Origin of the sequence: Vagococcus intermedius (genome assembly GCF_029144185.1) — a bacterium.
Taxonomy (GTDB): domain Bacteria; phylum Bacillota; class Bacilli; order Lactobacillales; family Vagococcaceae; genus Vagococcus_D; species Vagococcus_D intermedius.
On record NZ_CP110232.1, the window covers coordinates 1,690,976 to 1,713,054 of the forward strand.

Sequence of the window (22,079 nt, forward strand, 5' to 3'; positions counted from 1 at the left end):
TATGACTATCTAATCCCTAATTTTCAACCTGTTGGCGATCAACCATCGGAATAATTTCCGCTTTTGGTTGTAGATCCCCCTCATAATGACGACGTAACTCATTTGCACGAATATTTAAAACAAATCCTATCCCTATCGACAAAGTCAACAAACTTGAGCCACCCTGACTTAAAAATGGGAAAGTAACTCCTGTCAGTGGAATTAAACCAGTAATCCCTCCAACATTGACAAAAGTTTGAATCAACATCATGCCACCGATCCCAATACACATCAATGAATTGAATGCTGTAGTCGCTTGAATACCAATCCAAATAATTCTTAAAATTAAAAATAACAATAATAATAATAGACCTATACCTACAATTAAGCCTAATTCTTCCAAAATAATTGAAAACATAAAGTCAGAATGTGCCTCAGGTAAGAATCCTTTTTTCTGAACACTATTTCCTAAACCTTTTCCAAACCAACCACCACGATAAATAGCATAATAAGAATTTACCATTTGGTGACCTAAATCATAAGGGTCCAAGAAAGGGTCTTTGTAACTTGCAAAGCGACCATATACATGTGTAAAACTACTTGGATACATTGATTGTGGAATTTTACTGACTACCCAAACACCGATGTAACCAAATACACCTAACCCACCAATGAATAAGACTGAATAAAGAAATCTCAAGCCACTAGCTAAAATTAATACCGCTGCTATCAAGAAAAGAATAACTGCTCCACCTGTATCCGGCTGGATCAATACCAAACAAATTAAGAACCCAACTAAAAATAAGGGGCCTAAGGCCGCTTTTTTAAAATTATCTTTAATGATATCTTGCCTTCTAGCAAAAATGTAAGCTAAGTACCAAACAATCATTATTTTTAAAAATTCAGCCGGCTGAATATTACCTAGAGGTCCAAATTTTAACCAACCCCTGGCACCATTCACTTCTGCACCTAGTGGTGTAAAACGAGTTAAAAATAACATAATTGAGATAATCCCTATACCGGTCATAATTAATCGTTTGTTTTGAAATAACTCTGTTTTCATCTTATATAAGACAATAATCAGAACAAAACTAATCACTAAAAAGACTGACTCTTTTAAAGCATCCGACCACGGTGCCCGAGGAGGGATAGAATTCATCAACCGATATGAACTCGCACTGTAAGCCATAATAATCCCTAATACAGCTAGTATTAAATATGGTATTAAAATACCATAATCTAAATAAATAATTTTCTTTGCTTTTTTACCCAAGACTAACGTTCCTCCTGCTTTTCACTACCGTCTTGCTGTTTTTCATAAACATCGCTATAAACTAAATTTAACTTATGTTCCAAATCAGCTAAAATTTTGTGCCCTTCTGAGCTAGTTATTATATTTAAACGAACGGCATACTCTACTTGTTTAGAAAATCCATACATTTGTGTATCAACCACTTCTTCAAAAGCTTTACATTGGGCAATGCATAGATGATGTTGTTGATTACTTATTAGTTGTTCAATTTTTTTTGCTTCATCTTTTAAAACGTCTAAGGCAACGTCTTTAGAAATTTCTGTTTCCACAATTTTCCCTCCTACTCTAATTTATTTATTATAGCACAAATGATGTTTTTTTTTACAGCCTCATCCCCATTTTTAAAAGGAATTAAAGATGCTTTAACCTTTCTTACCAAAAGAAAAAAACTCGGAAACCAAGTTTCCGAGTTTTTTATTGTAATATTTATTTAGCAGCTGCTAAGTTTTTATTTACTTGCTCCCAATTAACAACGTTCCAGAAAGCATTGATATAATCAGGACGCACATTACTATATTTTTTATAGTAAGCATGTTCCCAAACATCTAAACCTAAGATAGGTGTTTTACCTTCTGTTAATGGTGAATCTTGGTTTGCTGTAGACATAATTTCTAATTTACCGTTGTTGATAACTAACCATGCCCAACCAGAACCGAATCGGCCAGTTGCCGCTGTTTTGAATTGATCTTTCATTGCTTCAAAACTACCAAAAGCATCTTCAATAGCTACTTTAACATCACCAGTTGGTTCGCCACCACCATTAGGCCCCATGATTTCCCAGAAGAACTTGTGGTTGGCATGACCTCCACCATTGTTTTGTACAGCTGTACGAATATCCGCTGGTACTGTTGCTAATCCAGCTACTAATTCTTCAATTGATTTTTGTCCTAATTCTGGATATTTTTCAATCGCTGCATTTAAATTTGTAACATATGTGTTATGGTGTTTATCGTGATGTAAGTGCATTGTCTCAACATCGATATGTGGTTCTAACGCATCATAAGCGTATGGTAAGTCTGGTAATGTATAAGTCATAAATAAATACCTCCAAGTTATCTCGTTTTATTTTACATCTTTACTTTATCATGTCTGAAGTTGGTTGGCAAAAAAAATGCTTACTTTTAAGAACCTGACACTTTGTTTTTTTGTTAATTAAGTAGCTCTTAATGTGCAATGATAGCCGCCTCTCTTGTATTTATTACTAAAAAAGCTTACAATTACTAGTGACCTACTGACAGAAACAAAGGAGACTATATGAGTTTATTACAATTATTTATGACAGCGTTTAAAGATCCTCGAAAATTACTTTTTGGAAAAGATAAAGGCTTTGGTAAAACTTTCTTATACCTTTTTATATTGAGTATATTTTTAATGATTCCAATTGGTCTAGAAGCATCAAAAGTCATCAAAACCTTCCAAACGGAAATCGAAACCATTGCAACAAAATTACCTGATTTTGAAGTGAAAAATAACACACTTACTACAGATAAAAAGGATACAGGCTTTATCTACCAAACTGATAGTTTTATTTTTACATTTGATCCTGAGGGGAAGCGTGATGCTAGTGCAATCCAAGGAGATTTAATTGGTAATGTTATGGGATTAGGATTATTGAAGCACGAACTAGTTTTTTCTGTAACAGACGATCATTTACTTGCGTCATTTTTACCTCGTAGCTTACTTACCTTACCATACAGTAAATTTGATAATGGTTTACTGACTAAGTCTTGGATCAGCTCACAGCTTACCAATTCAACTAAAAACATTGGCTTTATTGTAATTATTTGTCTGGTTACACTAATCCCAATCATGATTGATTTAGCATTTAATCTCTTAACAATCAGTCTACTTGCAAATATCTGGTGTCTATTAAAACAAGGTACTTTAAAATTTTCTGATACTTTTAAAATTATGATTTACTCGGCAACACTTCCTACAGTGTTAGCAACTGTCTTATCTTTCTTCTCTCTAAGTATCAGCCCCATGATGATTATTATGTTCTTAACTTTCATGATCTATATGAGAGTAGCATCACCGACATTTACCAAAACAAAATAAAAAAACTCGCTAATAGCGAGTTTTTTATTTTGCCTGATAATAATAGAATGGTTCACCCAATTTTTCATCAAAACCAACTTCTAAATCATAACCATGGAAAAACCAATCATCCAATGTTTCTGCGAAATAAATAATTTCTTGTTCGGTTGTTTTACCTAATATATCCTCACTTGGCTGTGCTATATCCATGCCTGTTGTAAAGCCACTATGAACATTAGTTGAACCACCATATTTACCAAAAAACTTAATACCAGATCCTGATGTTAGATTTAATTCTTCAATAAACCAATTCTGTGCTTGCTCGGAAACTGTTATTTTCATGAGCTATCCCACTTTCTTTTCTTAATAGCATCATTCTAGCATAAAATATGTAATTAATCGTTTTTTTTGCTTCATGCTACTTTATTAATTAAAGAATAAGAATTAGGACATTTTTTCATCCAGTCTTTCAACATCTTCATCTGCTCCGATTAATAACAAACAATCATCCTTAAATACTATTTCATCTGCCATTGGTGAAATAATTAAATGACCCTCACGACGAATTGCCACCACATTTAAGCCGAAACGTTGTCTAAAGTCAAGCTGTGCCAAGCTCTTATCAAAAAATTTTCGATTGGTTACTTTGACCTCTGCTAAAGAATATTCATCAGACAATTCCAAATAATCAAGAATATTTTTTGAAACTAAGTTATGAGCTACTTTGATTCCCATATCTCTCTCAGGATGAACAACATTGTCAGCACCAATCTTGTACAGCACCTTGGCATGATAAGAATCTTGTGCTTTAGCTGTTACATTAGGGACACCCATTTCTTTAGCCATTAAAGTAACCAAGATGCTTGCTTGAATATCTTCCCCAATAGCAACAATAACATGTTCAAAATTACGTAAACCTAAAGAACGTAAGGTCATTTCATCTTGAGCATTGGCTACTACCGCATGGGTTGCAATATTCATATATTCATTGATGCGATCCTCATCACGATCTATTGCCAAAACTTCCTGCCCTGATTCAATTAATGTTTCACATAAACTTCCACCAAAACGACCTAATCCAATAATCGCAAAATTTTGTTTCATTACTATTCTCCATTCAAAAAGTCTTTATTTAACAATCCCATGTTTAAAGGCATAAATTGCCGCCTGAGTACGATCCTCAACATCTAATTTTGATAAAATATTCGAAACATGGGTTTTAACTGTTTTTAGTGTGATAAATAAATCATCTGCGATTTCTTGATTACTCTTTCCTTCAGCGATCAATAATAAAATTTCATTTTCACGATTAGTCAAATCCTCATGTAAGACTGGTTCATTCTTACGGGTCATTCTCTCCATCATTTTCCCCGTAACCTCAGGTTCTAATACTCTTTCACCGCGATAAGAAGCTCGAATAGCATTGGCTATTTCTCCAGCTGTTGATGTTTTTAGTAAATAGCCTGCCGCACCTGCCTCAATAGCTGGATAAACTTTTTCATCATCAATAAAACTTGTCACAATAATAATTTTAGCCTCTGGCCATTCTGCCAAGATTGCTTTTGTAGATTCAATCCCATCCATCACATCCATCACTAAATCCATCAAGATAATATCAGGTCGTAATTCTAACGCCTTATGGTAGCCTATCTGACCATTTTCAGCTTCACCTACTACTTCAATATCCTCTTGAATTGATAAATAAGATGACACACCTAGCCTCACCATTTCATGATCATCAACCAATAGTACTTTAATCATTGTTTACACTCTCCTCCAATACCGGCACACGTATTTCAACACTTGTTCCCTTCCCTTTAAAACTAATAATCTTACAAGTCCCGCCCATGCTCGTCACACGCTCTTGAATATTATTTAAACCATAACTCCCAACACGAGGTACTTGGCTGTCAAATCCCACACCATCATCAATCATACGTAACATGATACTTTTATCTACCTGTTTTAAATAGACTTCTAAAGATGATGCCTTGGCATGCCTCAACGTATTTGAGAGTAATTCTTGCGCTATTCTAAAAATATGATCTTCAATACCACTGGGCAAAGTTATATCTTCAATTTCCCAAGTCAAATCAATTTGAATTTTAGTTTTTAATTCTCTTAATAATTGCTCAATCCCTTTTTGTAAGGTTTTTCCTTCTAGACTTACTGGACGTAAATGCAATAATAACGCACGCATTTCTGATTGAGACGCATTAATAATTGAACCAATCATTGTCATTTGTTTCTCTAAACTAATGGTTACCTCTTGTTTATGGGCCTCTTCTTGTAAAGCAGACATCATCATGCTAGCTGCAAATAATTGCTGACTAACAGAGTCATGAAGTTCTCTAGCTAAACGATGACGCTCAGCTTCAACAATTTGTTCTTTGGTTTCCCCATCAACCAACTCAGGTCTTGCTGCAATTTGTTGTAGCTCTGTTGACATTCTTTTTAAACTACCATGAACCTTCGTTAAATCTTTATCGATTTCATGGATATATGGATCATTTTCAGATCCTAAAATCCCTTTAAATAACAAGTTATTATCATAATTACCACTAGCAAGTAGCCGAACTTTCTCTTCAATTCTACCATATTGTGTTCGTCTCACGAAATAAACTGTTAAAAATACAATAAAACTTACTACTAAGGAAATAACTAAAACATACGCAAGCAATGGTATATGAAATATTTTAGCACGCAATAATTCCAATAACCAACGTTTTTGATGTTGAGCATAGTAACTAGCGTACAAAGTTAACAATAAGATAATATTTGTAAAGATAAAGGTATATAAAAATAGCAAGGGCCTTGTTATTTTTGATATCATATGCGAATGACCTCCACATCCCCCATCAACGTACTTGTTATAATTTTTAACCGTCGATTACTCTCATCATAATCTTCGCTGTATGCCTTAATTGATTCGTTTTTAACACGATAAAATTCACCTTCAAATTTAACATTTCCTAATAAACTTGAATGTTCTAAGACGATACCCACTCCAACTGGAACCAATACTCTTGTACGTCCAAATCCTTTACGGATTAAAATAACATTATCTGTCTTTGGCAATAAAGTATTTCCTAAATCAACAATAGTATCTCCTGATATAATGGTAAAATTAATATCGTCCCATTCATAAATATTACTCCCAATTCTTTGATTACCTATCCAAGGACGTTTAAACCGACGACCATTTTTAGGATCAGTTTCGGTTGTTTCCACCATCACCATTTGTTTTTTATGCCACGGCGCATTTTGGAAAAACGAAACGCCTGAAACCTCCACTCCTTTGAGTCCTATAAATATTACAGCAAAGACTAACATTATCCAAATAATAGGACTGCTAATCAATAAACTCAATATAATCACTACTAAGCTAACAATCATTTGAAATTGATTAAAAGATGTTCTTCGTTCTTTTTTTATCGCATAAATCAGGTTAATAATAGCTACCACTAATAATACTAATGCTGGTGGGTTTTTAAATAATTGATAACCGGCTAAAATTAATAGCAACGATTCAATGATCATAAAAAATTTCCATGAGCTCTTCATATATACACTCCTATCTGACATGTATTTTACCTTTATTTATTATACCTAGTTTGCTAATAATTAGAAAGTCACTTAAGATGGATTAATTACTACAACTTCCGACCGATTACATAAAAATAGTCCGGGACAAACGTCCCAGACTGTTTAACTTAAGCTAAATTAATTTCTATGAAATTTTAACAATCTTAACTTGCATATCTCCGCCAGGAGTGCTAATTGTTACCTCTTCATCTAATTCTTTGCCAATTAATGCTTTGGCAATCGGTGAATCATTTGAAATTTTACCTGATAGAGGATCTGCTTCTGCACTTCCAACAATCGTATATTCTTCTTGATCTCCATCGGGTAATTCAACAAACGTCACTGTGCGTCCTAACGATACTTCATTAGCGTTAACATTATTATTGTCAATGATTTGTGCAAAACGAATCATATTCTCTAAAGTAGTAATGCGCCCTTCTGTAAACGCTTGCTCATCTTTCGCTGATTCATATTCTGAATTTTCAGATAGGTCACCAAAACTACGAGCAATTTTGATACGTTCGACAATTTCTTTTCTTTTAACTGTTTTTAGTTCCTCTAACTCTTGTTCTAACTTTTCTTTACCTTCAACAGTCATTGGATATACTTTTTCTACCATGTTCCTGCTCCTTTAAAAGATACATTTTATGTAATATGAATAGCTTTTCTAGAATAATTACACTAGAAAAGCTATTCATAAAATTTATACACCAAAGGTTACCATGAGTTACTATAATTGTAAATAGCCTAACCTTCTTTTATTAACAACAATTTAATTATTCTTTGCTATCAATATACTTTTCTTTTAAAACTAAGTGTTCATCATATGTTTTGGCAAAGTAAACTTTATGAGTGCTAACATCTGCCAAGAAATATAAGTAATCATTTTTTTCTGGATTTAAAACAGCATCTATTGCCTGCTCACTTGGATTATTAAAAGGACCTGGTCCAAATCCTGTATTAACGTATAAATTGTACGGTGAGTCAACTTGAGTATCTTTAATTGACAAATGGACCTTATGCTCATCCATTGCATATAAGATAGATATGTCTGATTGCAGCGGCATCTTTTCTTTAATACGATTTAAAAAGACTTGTGCAATTTTTCGACGATCTCCCTCTTCAACCCCTTCTTTTTCAACTAATGACGCTAAAGTTAACATTTCTTGTGTTGTTAAATGACTAGCAACTAAATCAGCCTCTCTAGCCTCTATCACGTCATTTGTTTTTCCTACCATTTGAGAGACAAAATCTTTCAAATCATTCTTCTTATAGTAATTATAAGTCGCTGGGAATAAATAGCCTTCTAAACGATAACGTACATCTTTAGCATCCTTGACACTTTCTAATAATTTTGGATACTGCTCGTATAATTCATTGAAAAAAGCATCATCTTTCATCAATTTTAGAAACTCATCTTTTTTAATATCCGTGTTATCACTGACTAATTTAGCAATTTGTTTAATAGAAGATCCTTCTGGAATAGTTAATCGAGCATCAGCTAATTTAGAAGGTTCTTCTGACCCACCTTGTTTTAATAAACTACTAATATCACTCAATTTCATATTAGGGGACATTTGATAATAACCGCCTTTAAAATCAGTAATATTATTAGTTTTGACGTAGTAACTAAAGACTAAACCACTCTTAATAATTTTTTCTTTTTCAAGTATTGCCCCAATTCCCTTATTACTTGTCCCAATTGGTATTTCAATTTGCACAACTTTTTTATTATCTGGATCCAATGGTTTTAAGCCATCTTGCCAAAATTTATAAAAACTAAAACCTAATACAATCAAAATAACTACAAGGGCTAATATTACAAATGTCACAATTTTTCTAACTAATGAATTTTCTTTTTGTCTAGATGACGCACGATTTTTACTTGCTTCTTTTGCGGCCTCTTTGTCTGAATAATTTTTTTCATCTGGGTATTTATTATCGTTTTGTCCCAAAATGAAACCTCCTCACTACTTGTTTACTGCATACTTTTTCTATTATACATGAAAGATCACCAAATTAAAATTTATTTTGATTATCTTAATATAAAAGTAAAAAATAAGCGTTCATCTTTATATTTTATAATTAAAAAGAAAGTAGTAAATTAACTTTATTTGTAAAAAAAATAAAAAAGAAAGTTACTCTACTTGACAGTGAAATAACTTCCTTTTTTATTTTACTTTTATGCCAAAGCGCCCATTGGATCCCATGGTGCTAGCACTTTCGCCTCATCACCTTCGATAATTGCCTTTAATTCAGTTGATAAAAATTCTTTACGAACTACAATTTGATAAGTATACTCATCCATCCAAGCATCACTCATCACAAAGTAGCCTTTAGTCCCAACCTTATCGCCCCAACTATTTTCAACTTTCCATTTAGTAGACTTACCTTCTACAAGATCAACCCCAGTCAAGACCATAGCATGAGTCATTAGACTCTCACCAAAATCCAAACGTTCAGCTTTACTCATAGTAAAATCAACACCTAAGGTTGCATCAACATCAAATATATCTGTTGCCATAATACCAGAATCTCTAGTAGAAGATTGACCAACATCACAACCATACCAAACCGATTCTCCAGCTTTCAGTTGGGCAATCGCTAGTTCTTTAAAAGTTGCCATATCAACATTCAAATGGCGAACCTCTTTGCCTCCTACAACGTTTCCAAGCATTTCAACCGTATACACCTTATTGTAAGGTTTGTCCTCAGTAGGAGCATTTATGATGCTGACATACTCATTTAAGTCTACAGCTACAAATTTATCATAAAAACTCTTAGGAGTAAGATTTTTTTCTAAATGATACTCGCCTTCTGAGTCTCTATACTCAAAATCAAAAGTCGTTGGTGGTGTCCCTAAAGCCGTTGCCAATATACGATAAATACCAGCAAGCATATCCTCTTTAGCTTTATCTAATTCTGAGCGATTGGCATTATTGCTCACTAATTGGCGCAAAGTAATGGCATCTTTTCGCATTTTTTTATTCAAATAGCTATTAAGTTCTTTTGAAGCAGAACTACTAATAGTCTCTGGCATGATGACCTTAGGTACAATACCATATTTTTGAATCAGAGCGACTAACATATCCCACTGACCACCATCTTGTTGTGGTGTTTGTAAAAGAAAAGCAACCTTCCTACTTGTCAAATCATCAGAACCTGTTTTAATAATATTTTCATAAAAATAATTTGCTTTTTCAAATTTATCCCAGAAAAACGTATGATTTTGTGATAATTCAAAGTCTTTTAATTTGAAATTATTCGCAATTTGATGGCGAAAAGTATTTAAAGCTGCAAACATCCAACAACGTCCACTTTGCTTCTGGTTTGCTACCCCGCCTGTCTCTAAATCAATTGAAAATACTGGTGTATTTGCTATAATCGAAGATTGATTTTCAGAAGTGGCTAAAATTCCATTTTTAATAACTGCACGTTGGCTAAGCATACGTTTAGAACATGATTTGAACTCCTCGGAAAATTGCTCAATGACCTCTAGTTTTATTTCTTTACTCATTATGTCATCCCTTTCTCATACAATTTTAATACTTCTTAATTGTACTCTTTTTTTTAGGTACATGCCAATAATAACTAATAAATATTCCAATTAGTCCTTATTTCTAGAACTCTATCTTGACAAAGTTCTAGAAAGATTGTATATTTTAACTATTCATGATTAATAACATGCCACCTTAGCTCAGTAGGTAGAGCACTACCATGGTAAGGTAGGGGTCGCCGGTTCAAATCCGGCAGGTGGCTTAAAAAAAGGAGACTCTGATTAGAGTCTCCTTTTTAGCTACTTAAATAGTATCAAGCATTTATCTTTTAACTTATTCAATCATACATCAGATTACTTTCGATACTATATTGTTCATTTTCAATAAAATTCAATAAAAAAAAAACACTATATAATAGTGTCTTCTCAGCTCCGGCAGTAGGACTCGAACCTACGACATCATGATTAACAGTCATGCGCTACTACCAACTGAGCTATGCCGGAATAATATAAAAATAAACCCACTTGAGTTTAGTCTTAATAATATCTAAGCGTGGCGACGTCCTACTCTCACAGGGGGAAACCCCCAACTACCATCGGCGCTAAGAAGCTTAACTTCTGTGTTCGGCATGGGAACAGGTGTATCCTTCTTGCCATCATCACCACACTCTTAGATATTTATTAAATTGAGTAATTGCTCACTCAAAACTGGATGTTAAAGCTTAATCAAAACATTCCTTGATCCTACGTTTAAATTCTTGGTTAAGTCCTCGACCGATTAGTACTAGTCCGCTCCATACATCACTGTACTTCCACTCCTAGCCTATCTACCTGATCGTCTCTCAGGGGTCTTACTTTCCGAAGAAATGGGAAATCTCATCTTGAGGGGGGCTTCACGCTTAGATGCTTTCAGCGTTTATCCCGTCCACACGTAGCTACCCAGCAATGCCCTTGGCAGAACAACTGGTACACCAGCGGTGTGTCCATCCCGGTCCTCTCGTACTAAGGACAGCTCCTCTCAAATTTCCTACGCCCGCGACGGATAGGGACCGAACTGTCTCACGACGTTCTGAACCCAGCTCGCGTGCCGCTTTAATGGGCGAACAGCCCAACCCTTGGGACCGACTACAGCCCCAGGATGCGACGAGCCGACATCGAGGTGCCAAACCTCCCCGTCGATGTGGACTCTTGGGGGAGATAAGCCTGTTATCCCCAGGGTAGCTTTTATCCGTTGAGCGATGGCCCTTCCATGCGGAACCACCGGATCACTAAGTCCGTCTTTCGACCCTGCTCGACTTGTAGGTCTCGCAGTCAAGCTCCCTTATGCCTTTGCACTCTACGAATGATTTCCAACCATTCTGAGGGAACCTTTGAGCGCCTCCGTTACTCTTTAGGAGGCGACCGCCCCAGTCAAACTGCCCATCTGACACTGTCTCCCGCCACGATAAGTGGCGCGGGTTAGAATGGTCATAACACAAGGGTAGTATCCCACCAACGCCTCCTTCGATACTAGCGTACCGAGCTCTACGGCTCCTACCTATCCTGTACATGTGTCACAAACATTCAATATCAAACTACAGTAAAGCTCCATGGGGTCTTTCCGTCCTGTCGCGGGTAACCTGCATCTTCACAGGTACTAAAATTTCACCGAGTCTCTCGTTGAGACAGTGCCCAAATCGTTACGCCTTTCGTGCGGGTCGGAACTTACCCGACAAGGAATTTCGCTACCTTAGGACCGTTATAGTTACGGCCGCCGTTTACTGGGGCTTCAATTCTGAGCTTCGCATAAAGCTAACCCATCCTCTTAACCTTCCAGCACCGGGCAGGCGTCAGCCCCTATACGTCATCTTTCGATTTTGCAGAGACCTGTGTTTTTGATAAACAGTCGCTTGGGCCTATTCACTGCGGCTGGTCCGGAGACCAGCACCCCTTCTCCCGAAGTTACGGGGTCATTTTGCCGAGTTCCTTAACGAGAGTTCGCTCGCTCACCTTAGGCTACTCGCCTCGACTACCTGTGTCGGTTTGCGGTACGGGCAGTTGTATTCTAACTAGAAGCTTTTCTTGGCAGTGTGACATCAGAAACTTCGGTACTTTATTTCCCTCCCCATCACAACTTGTCCTTGAAGACGTAAGCATTTTACTCACATCAAGACTTGTTGCTTGGCCACACACTTCCAGTCGTGTGGATTTCTTAGCCTACTGCGTCCCTCCATTGGTCAAACAAATACTACTGGTACAGGAATATCAACCTGTTGTCCATCGCCTACGCCTATCGGCCTCGGCTTAGGTCCCGACTAACCCTGGGAGGACGAGCCTTCCCCAGGAAACCTTAGTCATACGGTGGACAGGATTCTCACCTGTCTTTCGCTACTCATACCGGCATTCTCACTTCTAAGCGCTCCAGTAGTCCTCACGATCTACCTTCGACGCCCTTAGAACGCTCTCCTACCAATGTACAAAAGTACATTCCACAGCTTCGGTAATATGTTTAGCCCCGGTACATTTTCGGCGCAGGGTCACTCGACTAGTGAGCTATTACGCACTCTTTAAATGGTGGCTGCTTCTAAGCCAACATCCTAGTTGTCTGTGCAACCCCACATCCTTTTCCACTTAACATATATTTTGGGACCTTAGCTGGTGGTCTGGGCTGTTTCCCTTTCGACTACGGATCTTATCACTCGCAGTCTGACTCCCGGATATGAATGGATGGCATTCGGAGTTTATCTGAATTCGGTAACCCGAGATGGGCCCCTAGTCCAAACAGTGGCTCTACCTCCATCATTCTTAATCCGAGGCTAGCCCTAAAGCTATTTCGGAGAGAACCAGCTATCTCCAAGTTCGATTGGAATTTCTCCGCTACCCACAGCTCATCCCCGCACTTTTCAACGTACGTGGGTTCGGTCCTCCAGTGCGTTTTACCGCACCTTCAACCTGGCCATGGGTAGATCACATGGTTTCGGGTCTACGACAACATACTCAAACGCCCTATTCAGACTCGCTTTCGCTACGGCTCCGACTCTTCATCTTAACCTCGCATGCTATCGTAACTCGCCGGTTCATTCTACAAAAGGCACGCCATCACCCATTAACGGGCTTTGACTTGTTGTAGGCACACGGTTTCAGGATCTATTTCACTCCCCTCCCGGGGTGCTTTTCACCTTTCCCTCACGGTACTGGTTCACTATCGGTCACTAGAGAGTATTTAGCCTTGCGGGATGGTCCCCGCGGATTCCGACGGAATTTCTCGTGTTCCGCCGTACTCAGGATACTCATAGGTGTGTGATCAATTTCGCCTACGGGGCTTTTACCCACTACGGCTGACCTTTCCAGGTCGATTCGACTATCCATCACAACTACCATATTTGAGTCCTACAACCCCAAGAAGCAAGCTTCTTGGTTTGGGCTCTTACCGTTTCGCTCGCCGCTACTAAGGTAATCGAATTTTCTTTCTCTTCCTGCAGGTACTTAGATGTTTCAGTTCTCTGCGTCTCACCTCATATACCTATGTATTCAGTATATGATGACAGCCTATAACAGCTGCCGGGTTTCCCCATTCGGAAATCTCTGGATCATAGCTTACTTACAGCTCCCCAAAGCATATCGGAGTTAGTCCCGTCCTTCATCGTCTTCTAGTGCCAAGGCATCCACCGTGCGCCCTTATTAACTTAACCTAATTTACTAACAATGTTGTTAGATTTTTGATTTCCACATGTAGCGATACATGCTCCATCAATCCTTTAAACAGCGTTTTGAACTTTGTTTAAAAACTCTTATGAATAGTACTAATGTACTTATCATCAACGCGGTGTTCTCGGTTTGTTTTGATTAATTATATCTTTAACTATCCAGTTTTCAATGAACAATAAGTTTGAGAGTAGACCTCTCAAAACTGAACAAAGTGACTTACCTGTAGGATTCCGTTATATTCCTTAGAAAGGAGGTGATCCAGCCGCACCTTCCGATACGGCTACCTTGTTACGACTTCACCCCAATCATCTATCCCACCTTAGGCGGCTGGCTCCAAAAGGTTACCTCACCGACTTCGGGTGTTACAAACTCTCGTGGTGTGACGGGCGGTGTGTACAAGGCCCGGGAACGTATTCACCGCGGCGTTCTGATCCGCGATTACTAGCGATTCCGGCTTCATGTAGGCGAGTTGCAGCCTACAATCCGAACTGAGAATGGCTTTAAGAGATTAGCTTGGCCTCGCGACCTTGCGACTCGTTGTACCATCCATTGTAGCACGTGTGTAGCCCAGGTCATAAGGGGCATGATGATTTGACGTCATCCCCACCTTCCTCCGGTTTATCACCGGCAGTCTCGCTAGAGTGCCCAACTTAATGATGGCAACTAACAATAGGGGTTGCGCTCGTTGCGGGACTTAACCCAACATCTCACGACACGAGCTGACGACAACCATGCACCACCTGTCACTTTGTCCCCGAAGGGAAAGCTCTATCTCTAGAGTGGTCAAAGGATGTCAAGACCTGGTAAGGTTCTTCGCGTTGCTTCGAATTAAACCACATGCTCCACCGCTTGTGCGGGCCCCCGTCAATTCCTTTGAGTTTCAGTCTTGCGACCGTACTCCCCAGGCGGAGTGCTTAATGCGTTAACTGCAGCACTGAAGGGCGGAAACCCTCCAACACTTAGCACTCATCGTTTACGGCGTGGACTACCAGGGTATCTAATCCTGTTTGCTCCCCACGCTTTCGAGCCTCAGTGTCAGTTACAGACCAGAGAGTCGCCTTCGCCACTGGTGTTCCTCCATATATCTACGCATTTCACCGCTACACATGGAATTCCACTCTCCTCTTCTGCACTCAAGTTCTCCAGTTTCCAATGACCCTCCCCGGTTGAGCCGGGGGCTTTCACATCAGACTTAAAGAACCACCTGCGCTCGCTTTACGCCCAATAAATCCGGACAACGCTTGCCACCTACGTATTACCGCGGCTGCTGGCACGTAGTTAGCCGTGGCTTTCTGGTTAGATACCGTCAAGGTGGGAACAGTTACTCTCCCACTTGTTCTTCTCTAACAACAGAGTTTTACGATCCGAAAACCTTCTTCACTCACGCGGCGTTGCTCGGTCAGACTTTCGTCCATTGCCGAAGATTCCCTACTGCTGCCTCCCGTAGGAGTCTGGGCCGTGTCTCAGTCCCAGTGTGGCCGATCACCCTCTCAGGTCGGCTACGCATCATCGTCTTGGTGAGCCATTACCTCACCAACTAACTAATGCGGCGCGGGTCCATCCTTCAGTGACACCCGAAAGCGTCTTTCATAGTTTTGCCATGCGGCAAAACCAATTATGCGGTATTAGCACCTGTTTCCAAGTGTTATCCCCCGCTGAAGGGTAGGTTACCCACGTGTTACTCACCCGTCCGCCACTCTTCTTATATGAAAGGTGCAAGCACCTTTCGAAGAAGCGTTCGACTTGCATGTATTAGGCACGCCGCCAGCGTTCGTCCTGAGCCAGGATCAAACTCTCAATAAAAGTTATGATTAAGACCGAAGTCTTTAGCTCATTAATGATTGCTAGCGAATTACTTCACTATACAGTTTTGATATAAAACTGATAAAAATTTTTGTGTTGTTATCTTACTAAAAGATAACATCCTACACGTTTGGTTCGTCTTACTTTGTTCAGTTTTCAAAGGTCTAAATCTTGTCGCTTTAGCAACTCATTTATAATATCATGTTTAGTTGTCATTGTCAACAACTTTTTGAAATATTTTTTTGAGTTGTTTCAACGAAGCCTTGCGACTTGTTTTAGCAACTTAATCATAATATCATGCTTAGTTGTTGTTGTCAACAACTTTGTGACATTCTTTTTAAAATTCTGTTACAAAAACATTTCGTTGTTGTTTTAGCAACCTAATTAGAATAACACCTAGCTGATTAACTGTCAATACTTTTTTTACTGTTATAAAAAAAGCAAACAGGTCCATGACCTATCTGCATTTATTCAAAAATTGGTACCCCTGATACATTAAATTTTGTTAGTACTTCTCTAAAAGTCTTAGGTGTTTCCCATGTAAAACCATTTCCTAATTCTTCATTTTTTTGATAGCTTATTTCATTCATTTCAAAAACAAATAATGGCATCTTCTGTTCATCAATGCTGACATTAGTTAACTCGACTAAATCGATTGAACTAACATCCATCATTGCCTCTGTTTTTAATTCTTGTAAAATACTAGCTAGACTAGTTATTTCGTCGTTCATTGATGTCGTAATAAAATCAAAATCACTTTCAGTTTTTTTTACTAAAAATTTCTTCTCGCCATTTGAACTACTTAAGATGACGGTACCAGCGACTAATTGGCAACTCAAAACTTCCACCTCTATTTTCAATGAATTTTCATAACAATACATCAAATGATAGCACATTTTCAGTAAAATATCACCCTTATTTTCCAGTTAACTCTTTCATAGACTCTTGAACCCAGACAGGTAATTGCTCTTCCAAAGTTTCAAATCCAATTTTCTTTTTTCGGTTAGTAAAATATGTTTTTCTTTTATAAGGTGAGATGGGTGCTTTGGGATCTAACGCCCTCATTGATAAACTGATTTTTTGAGAATACTCATCTATATCTATAATTTTAACTTTTACTTCATCATTCACTGCTAAAACATCTGCAATACTTTTTATAAAACCATGCTTTACCTCTGATATATGGATCAACCCTTGTGTCTTATCATCTAAAGAAATAAAAGCGCCGTAAGGTTGTACGCCAGTTACAATTCCATTAACTTCCATACCTATTCTAAATGTCATAATCTGACCCTCTCTTTCCTTCTTATTTTTTTTATTATACGCCACTTAGTCCTAAATTTCAAAAACTGCCTTTTAATATAAACAAAAACAAGAACACTCACTCGGAGTATTCTTGTTTTTGTTTATATTGTTATGACAGCAGGCTTAGTAAAAATAAATTGAATCAATACCTATTATATAATAGACATTCCTTCTATAGTACTAGTAGCTCATCTTGTCTAATAAGATTGACCGTATAAATAACTCTATTCAGCAATTTCAATAGCTTCAATTACTATGTCATATACGGGACGGTCTTGCGGTCCACGTTGTACGCTACCAATTTCATCAACAACATCCATTCCTTCAAGGACGTGTCCAAAAACAGTATGACGTGAATCCAACCATGGCGTTCCACCTTTACCATATTCAGTAATAATGTCATCAGGGAAACCTGCTTCTGTTAATTGCCCTAACATATTACTTGGCACATTTTTATTTTGAACAATAAAGAATTGGCTTCCGTTGGTATTTGGTCCAGCATTAGCCATTGATAAAGCACCACGTAAATTAAATACTTTACTTGAAAATTCATCTTCAAATGACTCTCCATAAATACTTTCTCCGCCCATACCAGTTCCTGTTGGGTCCCCACCTTGAATCATAAAGTCTGGAATAACACGATGGAAAATAACACCATCGTAATAACCTTTTTTAGCTAACCCTACAAAGTTAGCAACGGTTTTAGGGGCGATATCATCAAATAATTTGAAGCTAATATCACCTTTATTAGTCTTCATTGTTACTACTGTTCCTTCAGCTTCTTGTAAATTAAGTTGTGGATATGTCATTTTAAATTCCTCCTAGATTTTTATACTTCTATATCATACCTAAAAAGGAACAATTTTTCTATCTATTTTACTTAATAAGGCAAATTTGTGTCGTTATTCGTCTAAATATTCTATACTATGAGTCGATTCTATCTATTACTAAGGAGGAACTAACCATGTCAGAACAAGACATTTACGATATTACTATTATCGGTGGAGGCCCCGCCGGTCTTTTTGCAGCTTTCTATGCTGGAATGCGCCAAGCTAAGACAAAGGTCATTGAAACACTACCACAATTAGGAGGTCAGCTTGCTCTCCTTTATCCAGAAAAGGAAATTTATGATATACCTGGTTATCCATCAATCAAGGCATGTGATTTAATTGATAACTTGACTACTCAAATTGAAAGATTTAATCATACGATTGTCTTAAATCAAGAGGTAACTCATTTAGAACGTCGCGATGATGGCTTAATTGAATTAAAAACTACTGAAGGCTCTCATTTATCTAAAAGCGTCATTATAACCGCCGGCAACGGTGCCTTTCAGCCTAGAAAGCTACAAATAGAGTATGATGAAACTCTTGAAGGAGCCTCTCTTCATTATTTTGTAACGCAAGCAGATAAATTTAAAAATCAAGATGTCGTTATTTGTGGTGGAGGCGATTCTGCTATTGATTGGGCGTTGATGCTAGAACCACTTGCAAAATCAGTCACGTTAGTACATCGCCGTCCCAATTTTAGAGCTCACGAACATAGCATTGAACTGCTAAAACAGTCACAGGTCAACGTCAAAACACCTTTTATTATTGATTCTTTAAAACATATTGATACCGAGCTTGAAGAAATCATTTTAAAAAACCCTAAAACTGGTGAAATAGAATCTTTAGTAGCTGATCACATGGTTATCAACTACGGTTTTCTTTCTCATCTAGGTGAAATTAATAACTGGGAACTTGATTTAAACCGTCAAGCAATAAAGGTCAATAGTGACATGTCAACCAATATCCCAGGAGTCTATGCAGCGGGAGATATTTGTACTTATGAAGGAAAAGTTAAATTAATAGCCACCGGTTTTGGTGAAGCACCTACTGCTGTCAACAATGCCCTATACTTTATTAAGCCAGACGCCAGACGCCAACCAGCACACAGTACTAGTTTATTTTCTGAAAAGTAAATTGCTTGCATTATAAATAAGCACACAGTACTATTAAACGGTACCATTAATTTGATTACTAACTTTATATGATAACTTATATCTATGAGTCATTACTCGTGACATCATAGTAAATGAAAGAAGGTTTTAACATGGTTACTAATATTAATATTCTAGAACAAAAAGCTTTAGAACTATTAAATCAACGTGGCGTTAGTTTAAAAGATATTGCCGAACTTGTACTCTTTTTACAAAAAGATTATGTCGACGACCTAACTTTGGAGACCTGTGAAGAAAATGTCAAAGCTGTTTTAAAAAAACGTGAAGTTCAAAATACTATTATCACAGGGATACAGTTAGATATATTAGCTGAAGATAAAAAACTACTAAGCCCACTTCAAGAAATTTTAACTGAAGATGAAGGTCTATATGGCATTGATGAAATTATGGCTCTTTCCATTGTTAATGTCTATGGTTCAATCGGTTTTACCAACTACGGTTATATTGATAAGGTGAAGCCTGGTATTCTTAAAAAATTAAATGCTCATGACGGTCAAAATGTTCACACCTTTTTAGATGATATTGTGGGCGCTATAGCTGCTGCAGCCGCTAGTCGAATAGCTCATGCACAAGCCGATTAAAAAAAACGATGCCCTTTGGGCATCGTTTTTTTTTTATAAACTGCGCAGTGTCTTTTTCCCAAAATATATACCCAATAATAAAATTAATTCCAACAGTCCAAACCCTAAAATAAAACAGTGCATAAAATATGTTTCTGGCAATACATTAATTATAGGATCCGTTACAGGATCAAACAGCCAAGCATCATTATTAAAAAATAAGCTGTGAAATCCAACAAAAAATTGATCAAATCCCATTAACATAACAAATCCCAAAACAACTGGGACCATTGCTGCTACTCTAAAAGGCATCACCAAACGCCATATCTGGTTTGTTTTAACTAAATTTATACAAAATAATATCGTTGGTATAATAGTTACTAATAAAATACTATAATTGAGCATAAATAATTTTTTCACTTCATAAAAATGAAGTGCACCTGAAGCGGATACTGGAAAATCTGTCAGGATCAATTCTTGATGCCACGGTATGTTTAAATATCCCATTAACTGACGATAATTAGTTAATAATTCGGACTGACTCAAATCAACCCAGTCTAATAAATTTAGATACTTCACTTCAAATACATACAGTGGGTAAGCATTAATAGTCACAGTTATAACAACCGTAATAATGGTTAAAAACAACGATAACATTCCTAACTTGTGATAGTTGTTACTTTTAAACATACACTAAACCTGCCAATCATCTAAACTATCAACAATATGTGTTGGCGCTACAGGTAAGTTAGGGATGTCTTCTTTTTGAGTAAAACCAGTTAAGACTAACAAACTTGCAATTTCATTTTTAATTCCAGATTGAATATCAGTTTCATAATTATCCCCTACCATCACAACAGCTTCTTTAGCCAATCCTATTTTTTTTAATGCGCCATCCATGATAACTGCCTCTGGCTTGCCTATAATAACAGACTTTACTCGCGTAGCAGTCTCCAGTAGCGCAATTAAAGAGCCTGCGCCAGGCATTAAGCCACGCTCTGTAGGAATATTTTTATCTGGATTAGTGCCAATAAAATGTGCTCCTTTTTGAATTGCTAAGGTTGCTTTAGCCAATTGTTCATACGTAACAGCTGTATCTAAGCCAACTACCACGTAATCTGGCTGCTCTTCTTCCCAGATGTAATCAGCTTCTCTAATTGTATCAATCAAACCAGACTCACCAATCACATAAACTTTTTTACCTAGCGCTTTTTCATCCAGATAATCAACGGTTGCCAAAGCTGCTGTATAAATGAGCTCCGCAGAAACGTCAATACCAAACTCTTCCGCCAAACGCATCTGAACCATTTCGGGCTTCTTAGTTGTATTGTTCGTAACAAATAAAAAAGGAATATTCTTCGCCTGTAACCTTTCAACAAATCTTTTACCTGCTGGTATCGGTTCTTTCCCTAAGTAAATTGTACCATCTAAATCAATCAAATAACCTTGATATGTCATAAAAAAACTCCTTATTTATTCATTTTGACTCACTACTTTTTTGCCTAATAGTAAAGCCACGTTTATCATTTTTACCCTCACTATTATGTTTTTTAGGGGCAGTTTCTGGGCGACTTTTTTTCTCCTCGTCTATTTCACGCTCACGACGATTTTTTATGATAGGGGATTTTTTAGTCGTTTTATTTTTTACGTTAGGCGTATGGGTTCGCCCTTGTTTTTCTTGAATGTGAGCTGGTTGATTTTTACTTTTACTTTTATTACGATTTTGACGTTTGCTACGGTTGGGTTTATTTTCTTTTGGTACAGGTGCATCTAAACTTTCTAAGACAAAATACGCACAGCCAAAATTACAATACTCATATAAATAATCTTGTAATGAACCTATTCGTTGATCATTAGGCATTTTCTTTTGATTATCAGAGAAAAAACCTCTTAAACGTAGTTGTTCAAAGCCAATATCACCAACTACAAAGTCATAACGAGCTAACACATCACTATACCTAGCGTTTAATTGCTCAATATCAAAAGCCTCTCGATAATTTTCTACTAAATGATAACGTCGTCCTTCAATTAAAATCTCACCATTTTCTGACAACTCGACTTTTTGTTTCTTATCTTTAAGAGCTTGCTCCTTTTTATCATCTTTATTTTCTTCATTCTTAGTTTTAATCTCCAAATTAGGCATTACTTCAGGTTCACTCTGGCTAGCTGGTGTCCCTTCTATATCTTTAAATGGCTTTTCATTTTTAATAGTTATTGAAGTTTCTGTTACATTATTCTTTAACTCTACTTCATTAGTCAGCTCATCTGTTACGCTAACAACTTGTTCATTTTTATCCATCATGCTCTTCACCA

The 22,079-nt window shown here is 37.2% G+C and carries 20 protein-coding genes, 2 tRNA genes and 3 rRNA genes; 4 read left to right on the forward strand and 21 right to left on the reverse strand.

Translation table 11 applies throughout. From position 1 onward, the window contains the following. Nucleotides 1-16: 16 nt before the first annotated feature. The 3 genes from OL234_RS07915 to OL234_RS07925 all read right to left on the reverse strand — a co-directional run bounded on the left by OL234_RS07915 (nucleotide 17) and on the right by OL234_RS07925 (nucleotide 2,326). On the reverse strand, nucleotides 17-1,252 hold the full coding sequence (locus OL234_RS07915) for an FtsW/RodA/SpoVE family cell cycle protein (RefSeq protein WP_275468701.1): 1,236 nt from the start codon (nucleotides 1,250-1,252) through the stop codon (nucleotides 17-19). A gap of 2 nt (nucleotides 1,253-1,254) precedes the next feature. Continuing rightward, complete coding sequence (locus OL234_RS07920; RefSeq protein WP_275468702.1) at nucleotides 1,255-1,560, reverse strand: Fpa/YlaN family protein; 306 nt, start codon at nucleotides 1,558-1,560, stop codon at nucleotides 1,255-1,257. A gap of 157 nt (nucleotides 1,561-1,717) precedes the next feature. Continuing rightward, complete coding sequence (locus OL234_RS07925) at nucleotides 1,718-2,326, reverse strand: superoxide dismutase (RefSeq protein ID WP_275468703.1); 609 nt, start codon at nucleotides 2,324-2,326, stop codon at nucleotides 1,718-1,720. A gap of 219 nt (nucleotides 2,327-2,545) precedes the next feature. Here OL234_RS07925 and OL234_RS07930 point away from each other — a divergent pair, with 219 nt between their 5' ends. Beyond that, a complete protein-coding gene (locus OL234_RS07930) occupies nucleotides 2,546-3,349 on the forward strand; it encodes a DUF1189 domain-containing protein (protein ID WP_275468704.1) in 804 nt (267 codons plus the stop codon). A gap of 24 nt (nucleotides 3,350-3,373) precedes the next feature. Here OL234_RS07930 and OL234_RS07935 read toward each other — a convergent pair whose 3' ends face one another. From OL234_RS07935 to OL234_RS07970, 8 genes are all read right to left on the reverse strand, one after another. Further along, nucleotides 3,374-3,670 carry a HesB/YadR/YfhF family protein gene (locus tag OL234_RS07935; protein WP_275468705.1) on the reverse strand — a complete coding sequence of 99 codons (297 nt, stop codon included), beginning with the start codon at nucleotides 3,668-3,670 and terminating at the stop codon, nucleotides 3,374-3,376. 102 nt (nucleotides 3,671-3,772) lie between these two features. After that, complete coding sequence (locus OL234_RS07940) at nucleotides 3,773-4,432, reverse strand: potassium channel family protein (RefSeq protein WP_275468706.1); 660 nt, start codon at nucleotides 4,430-4,432, stop codon at nucleotides 3,773-3,775. 24 nt (nucleotides 4,433-4,456) lie between these two features. Beyond that, nucleotides 4,457-5,089 (reverse strand): response regulator, encoded by a 633-nt coding sequence (locus OL234_RS07945; protein ID WP_275468707.1) that lies wholly within the window; start codon nucleotides 5,087-5,089, stop codon nucleotides 4,457-4,459. Then, complete coding sequence (locus OL234_RS07950; RefSeq protein WP_275468708.1) at nucleotides 5,082-6,161, reverse strand: sensor histidine kinase; 1,080 nt, start codon at nucleotides 6,159-6,161, stop codon at nucleotides 5,082-5,084. The genes OL234_RS07945 and OL234_RS07950 overlap by 8 nt, the downstream gene beginning before the upstream one ends. After that, the gene (liaF, locus tag OL234_RS07955; RefSeq protein WP_275468709.1) at nucleotides 6,158-6,892 is read right to left on the reverse strand and encodes a cell wall-active antibiotics response protein LiaF; all 735 of its coding nucleotides are present in this window, start codon (nucleotides 6,890-6,892) and stop codon (nucleotides 6,158-6,160) included. The genes OL234_RS07950 and liaF overlap by 4 nt, the downstream gene beginning before the upstream one ends. 166 nt (nucleotides 6,893-7,058) lie before the next feature. Next, nucleotides 7,059-7,532, reverse strand: a complete 474-nt coding sequence (greA, locus tag OL234_RS07960; protein ID WP_275468710.1) for a transcription elongation factor GreA — start codon at nucleotides 7,530-7,532, stop codon at nucleotides 7,059-7,061. Between the two features lie 157 nt (nucleotides 7,533-7,689). After that, nucleotides 7,690-8,868, reverse strand: a complete 1,179-nt coding sequence (gene mltG / locus OL234_RS07965; RefSeq protein ID WP_275468711.1) for an endolytic transglycosylase MltG — start codon at nucleotides 8,866-8,868, stop codon at nucleotides 7,690-7,692. A 227-nt stretch (nucleotides 8,869-9,095) separates the two neighbouring features. Next, nucleotides 9,096-10,430, reverse strand: a complete 1,335-nt coding sequence (locus OL234_RS07970; RefSeq protein ID WP_275468712.1) for a C1 family peptidase — start codon at nucleotides 10,428-10,430, stop codon at nucleotides 9,096-9,098. A 169-nt stretch (nucleotides 10,431-10,599) separates the two neighbouring features. On the opposite strand from OL234_RS07970, the gene OL234_RS07975 reads away from it, so the two are divergent. Next, nucleotides 10,600-10,672 (forward strand) — tRNA-Thr (locus OL234_RS07975). Between the two features lie 167 nt (nucleotides 10,673-10,839). Here the strand turns inward: OL234_RS07975 and OL234_RS07980 are convergent. The 7 genes from OL234_RS07980 to OL234_RS08010 all read right to left on the reverse strand — a co-directional run bounded on the left by OL234_RS07980 (nucleotide 10,840) and on the right by OL234_RS08010 (nucleotide 18,013). Next, a tRNA-Asn gene (locus OL234_RS07980) sits at nucleotides 10,840-10,913 on the reverse strand. 47 nt (nucleotides 10,914-10,960) lie between these two features. After that, nucleotides 10,961-11,076: ribosomal RNA gene (gene rrf / locus OL234_RS07985) — 5S ribosomal RNA — on the reverse strand. A gap of 91 nt (nucleotides 11,077-11,167) precedes the next feature. Further along, nucleotides 11,168-14,080 (reverse strand): 23S ribosomal RNA (locus OL234_RS07990). 262 nt (nucleotides 14,081-14,342) lie between these two features. Further along, nucleotides 14,343-15,899 (reverse strand): 16S ribosomal RNA (locus OL234_RS07995). Together the 16S, 23S and 5S rRNA genes with 1 tRNA gene alongside form the textbook arrangement of a ribosomal RNA operon. Before the next feature lie 467 nt (nucleotides 15,900-16,366). Further along, nucleotides 16,367-16,780 carry a hypothetical protein gene (locus OL234_RS08000; RefSeq protein ID WP_275468713.1) on the reverse strand — a complete coding sequence of 138 codons (414 nt, stop codon included), beginning with the start codon at nucleotides 16,778-16,780 and terminating at the stop codon, nucleotides 16,367-16,369. Nucleotides 16,781-16,814: 34 nt separating this feature from the next. After that, on the reverse strand, nucleotides 16,815-17,183 hold the full coding sequence (locus tag OL234_RS08005; RefSeq protein ID WP_275468714.1) for a CvfD/Ygs/GSP13 family RNA-binding post-transcriptional regulator: 369 nt from the start codon (nucleotides 17,181-17,183) through the stop codon (nucleotides 16,815-16,817). Between the two features lie 245 nt (nucleotides 17,184-17,428). Then, complete coding sequence (locus OL234_RS08010) at nucleotides 17,429-18,013, reverse strand: peptidylprolyl isomerase (protein WP_275468715.1); 585 nt, start codon at nucleotides 18,011-18,013, stop codon at nucleotides 17,429-17,431. A gap of 155 nt (nucleotides 18,014-18,168) precedes the next feature. Here OL234_RS08010 and OL234_RS08015 point away from each other — a divergent pair, with 155 nt between their 5' ends. Both OL234_RS08015 and OL234_RS08020 read left to right on the forward strand, forming a co-directional pair. Beyond that, the gene (locus OL234_RS08015) at nucleotides 18,169-19,167 is read left to right on the forward strand and encodes an NAD(P)/FAD-dependent oxidoreductase (RefSeq protein ID WP_275468716.1); all 999 of its coding nucleotides are present in this window, start codon (nucleotides 18,169-18,171) and stop codon (nucleotides 19,165-19,167) included. A 131-nt stretch (nucleotides 19,168-19,298) separates the two neighbouring features. Further along, entirely contained in the window at nucleotides 19,299-19,787 is a 489-nt protein-coding gene (locus OL234_RS08020; protein ID WP_275468717.1) for a phosphatidylglycerophosphatase A family protein, read from the forward strand. Between the two features lie 33 nt (nucleotides 19,788-19,820). Here OL234_RS08020 and OL234_RS08025 read toward each other — a convergent pair whose 3' ends face one another. Genes OL234_RS08025 through OL234_RS08035 form a run of 3 tightly spaced genes read right to left on the reverse strand, consistent with a single transcriptional unit; the run spans nucleotide 19,821 to nucleotide 22,068 of the window. Continuing rightward, complete coding sequence (locus OL234_RS08025) at nucleotides 19,821-20,456, reverse strand: TIGR01906 family membrane protein (protein ID WP_275468718.1); 636 nt, start codon at nucleotides 20,454-20,456, stop codon at nucleotides 19,821-19,823. Between the two features lie 3 nt (nucleotides 20,457-20,459). After that, a complete protein-coding gene (locus OL234_RS08030) occupies nucleotides 20,460-21,224 on the reverse strand; it encodes a TIGR01457 family HAD-type hydrolase (RefSeq protein WP_275468719.1) in 765 nt (254 codons plus the stop codon). 19 nt (nucleotides 21,225-21,243) lie between these two features. After that, complete coding sequence (locus OL234_RS08035) at nucleotides 21,244-22,068, reverse strand: YutD family protein (RefSeq protein WP_275468720.1); 825 nt, start codon at nucleotides 22,066-22,068, stop codon at nucleotides 21,244-21,246. Between the last annotated feature and the right edge of the window lie 11 nt (nucleotides 22,069-22,079).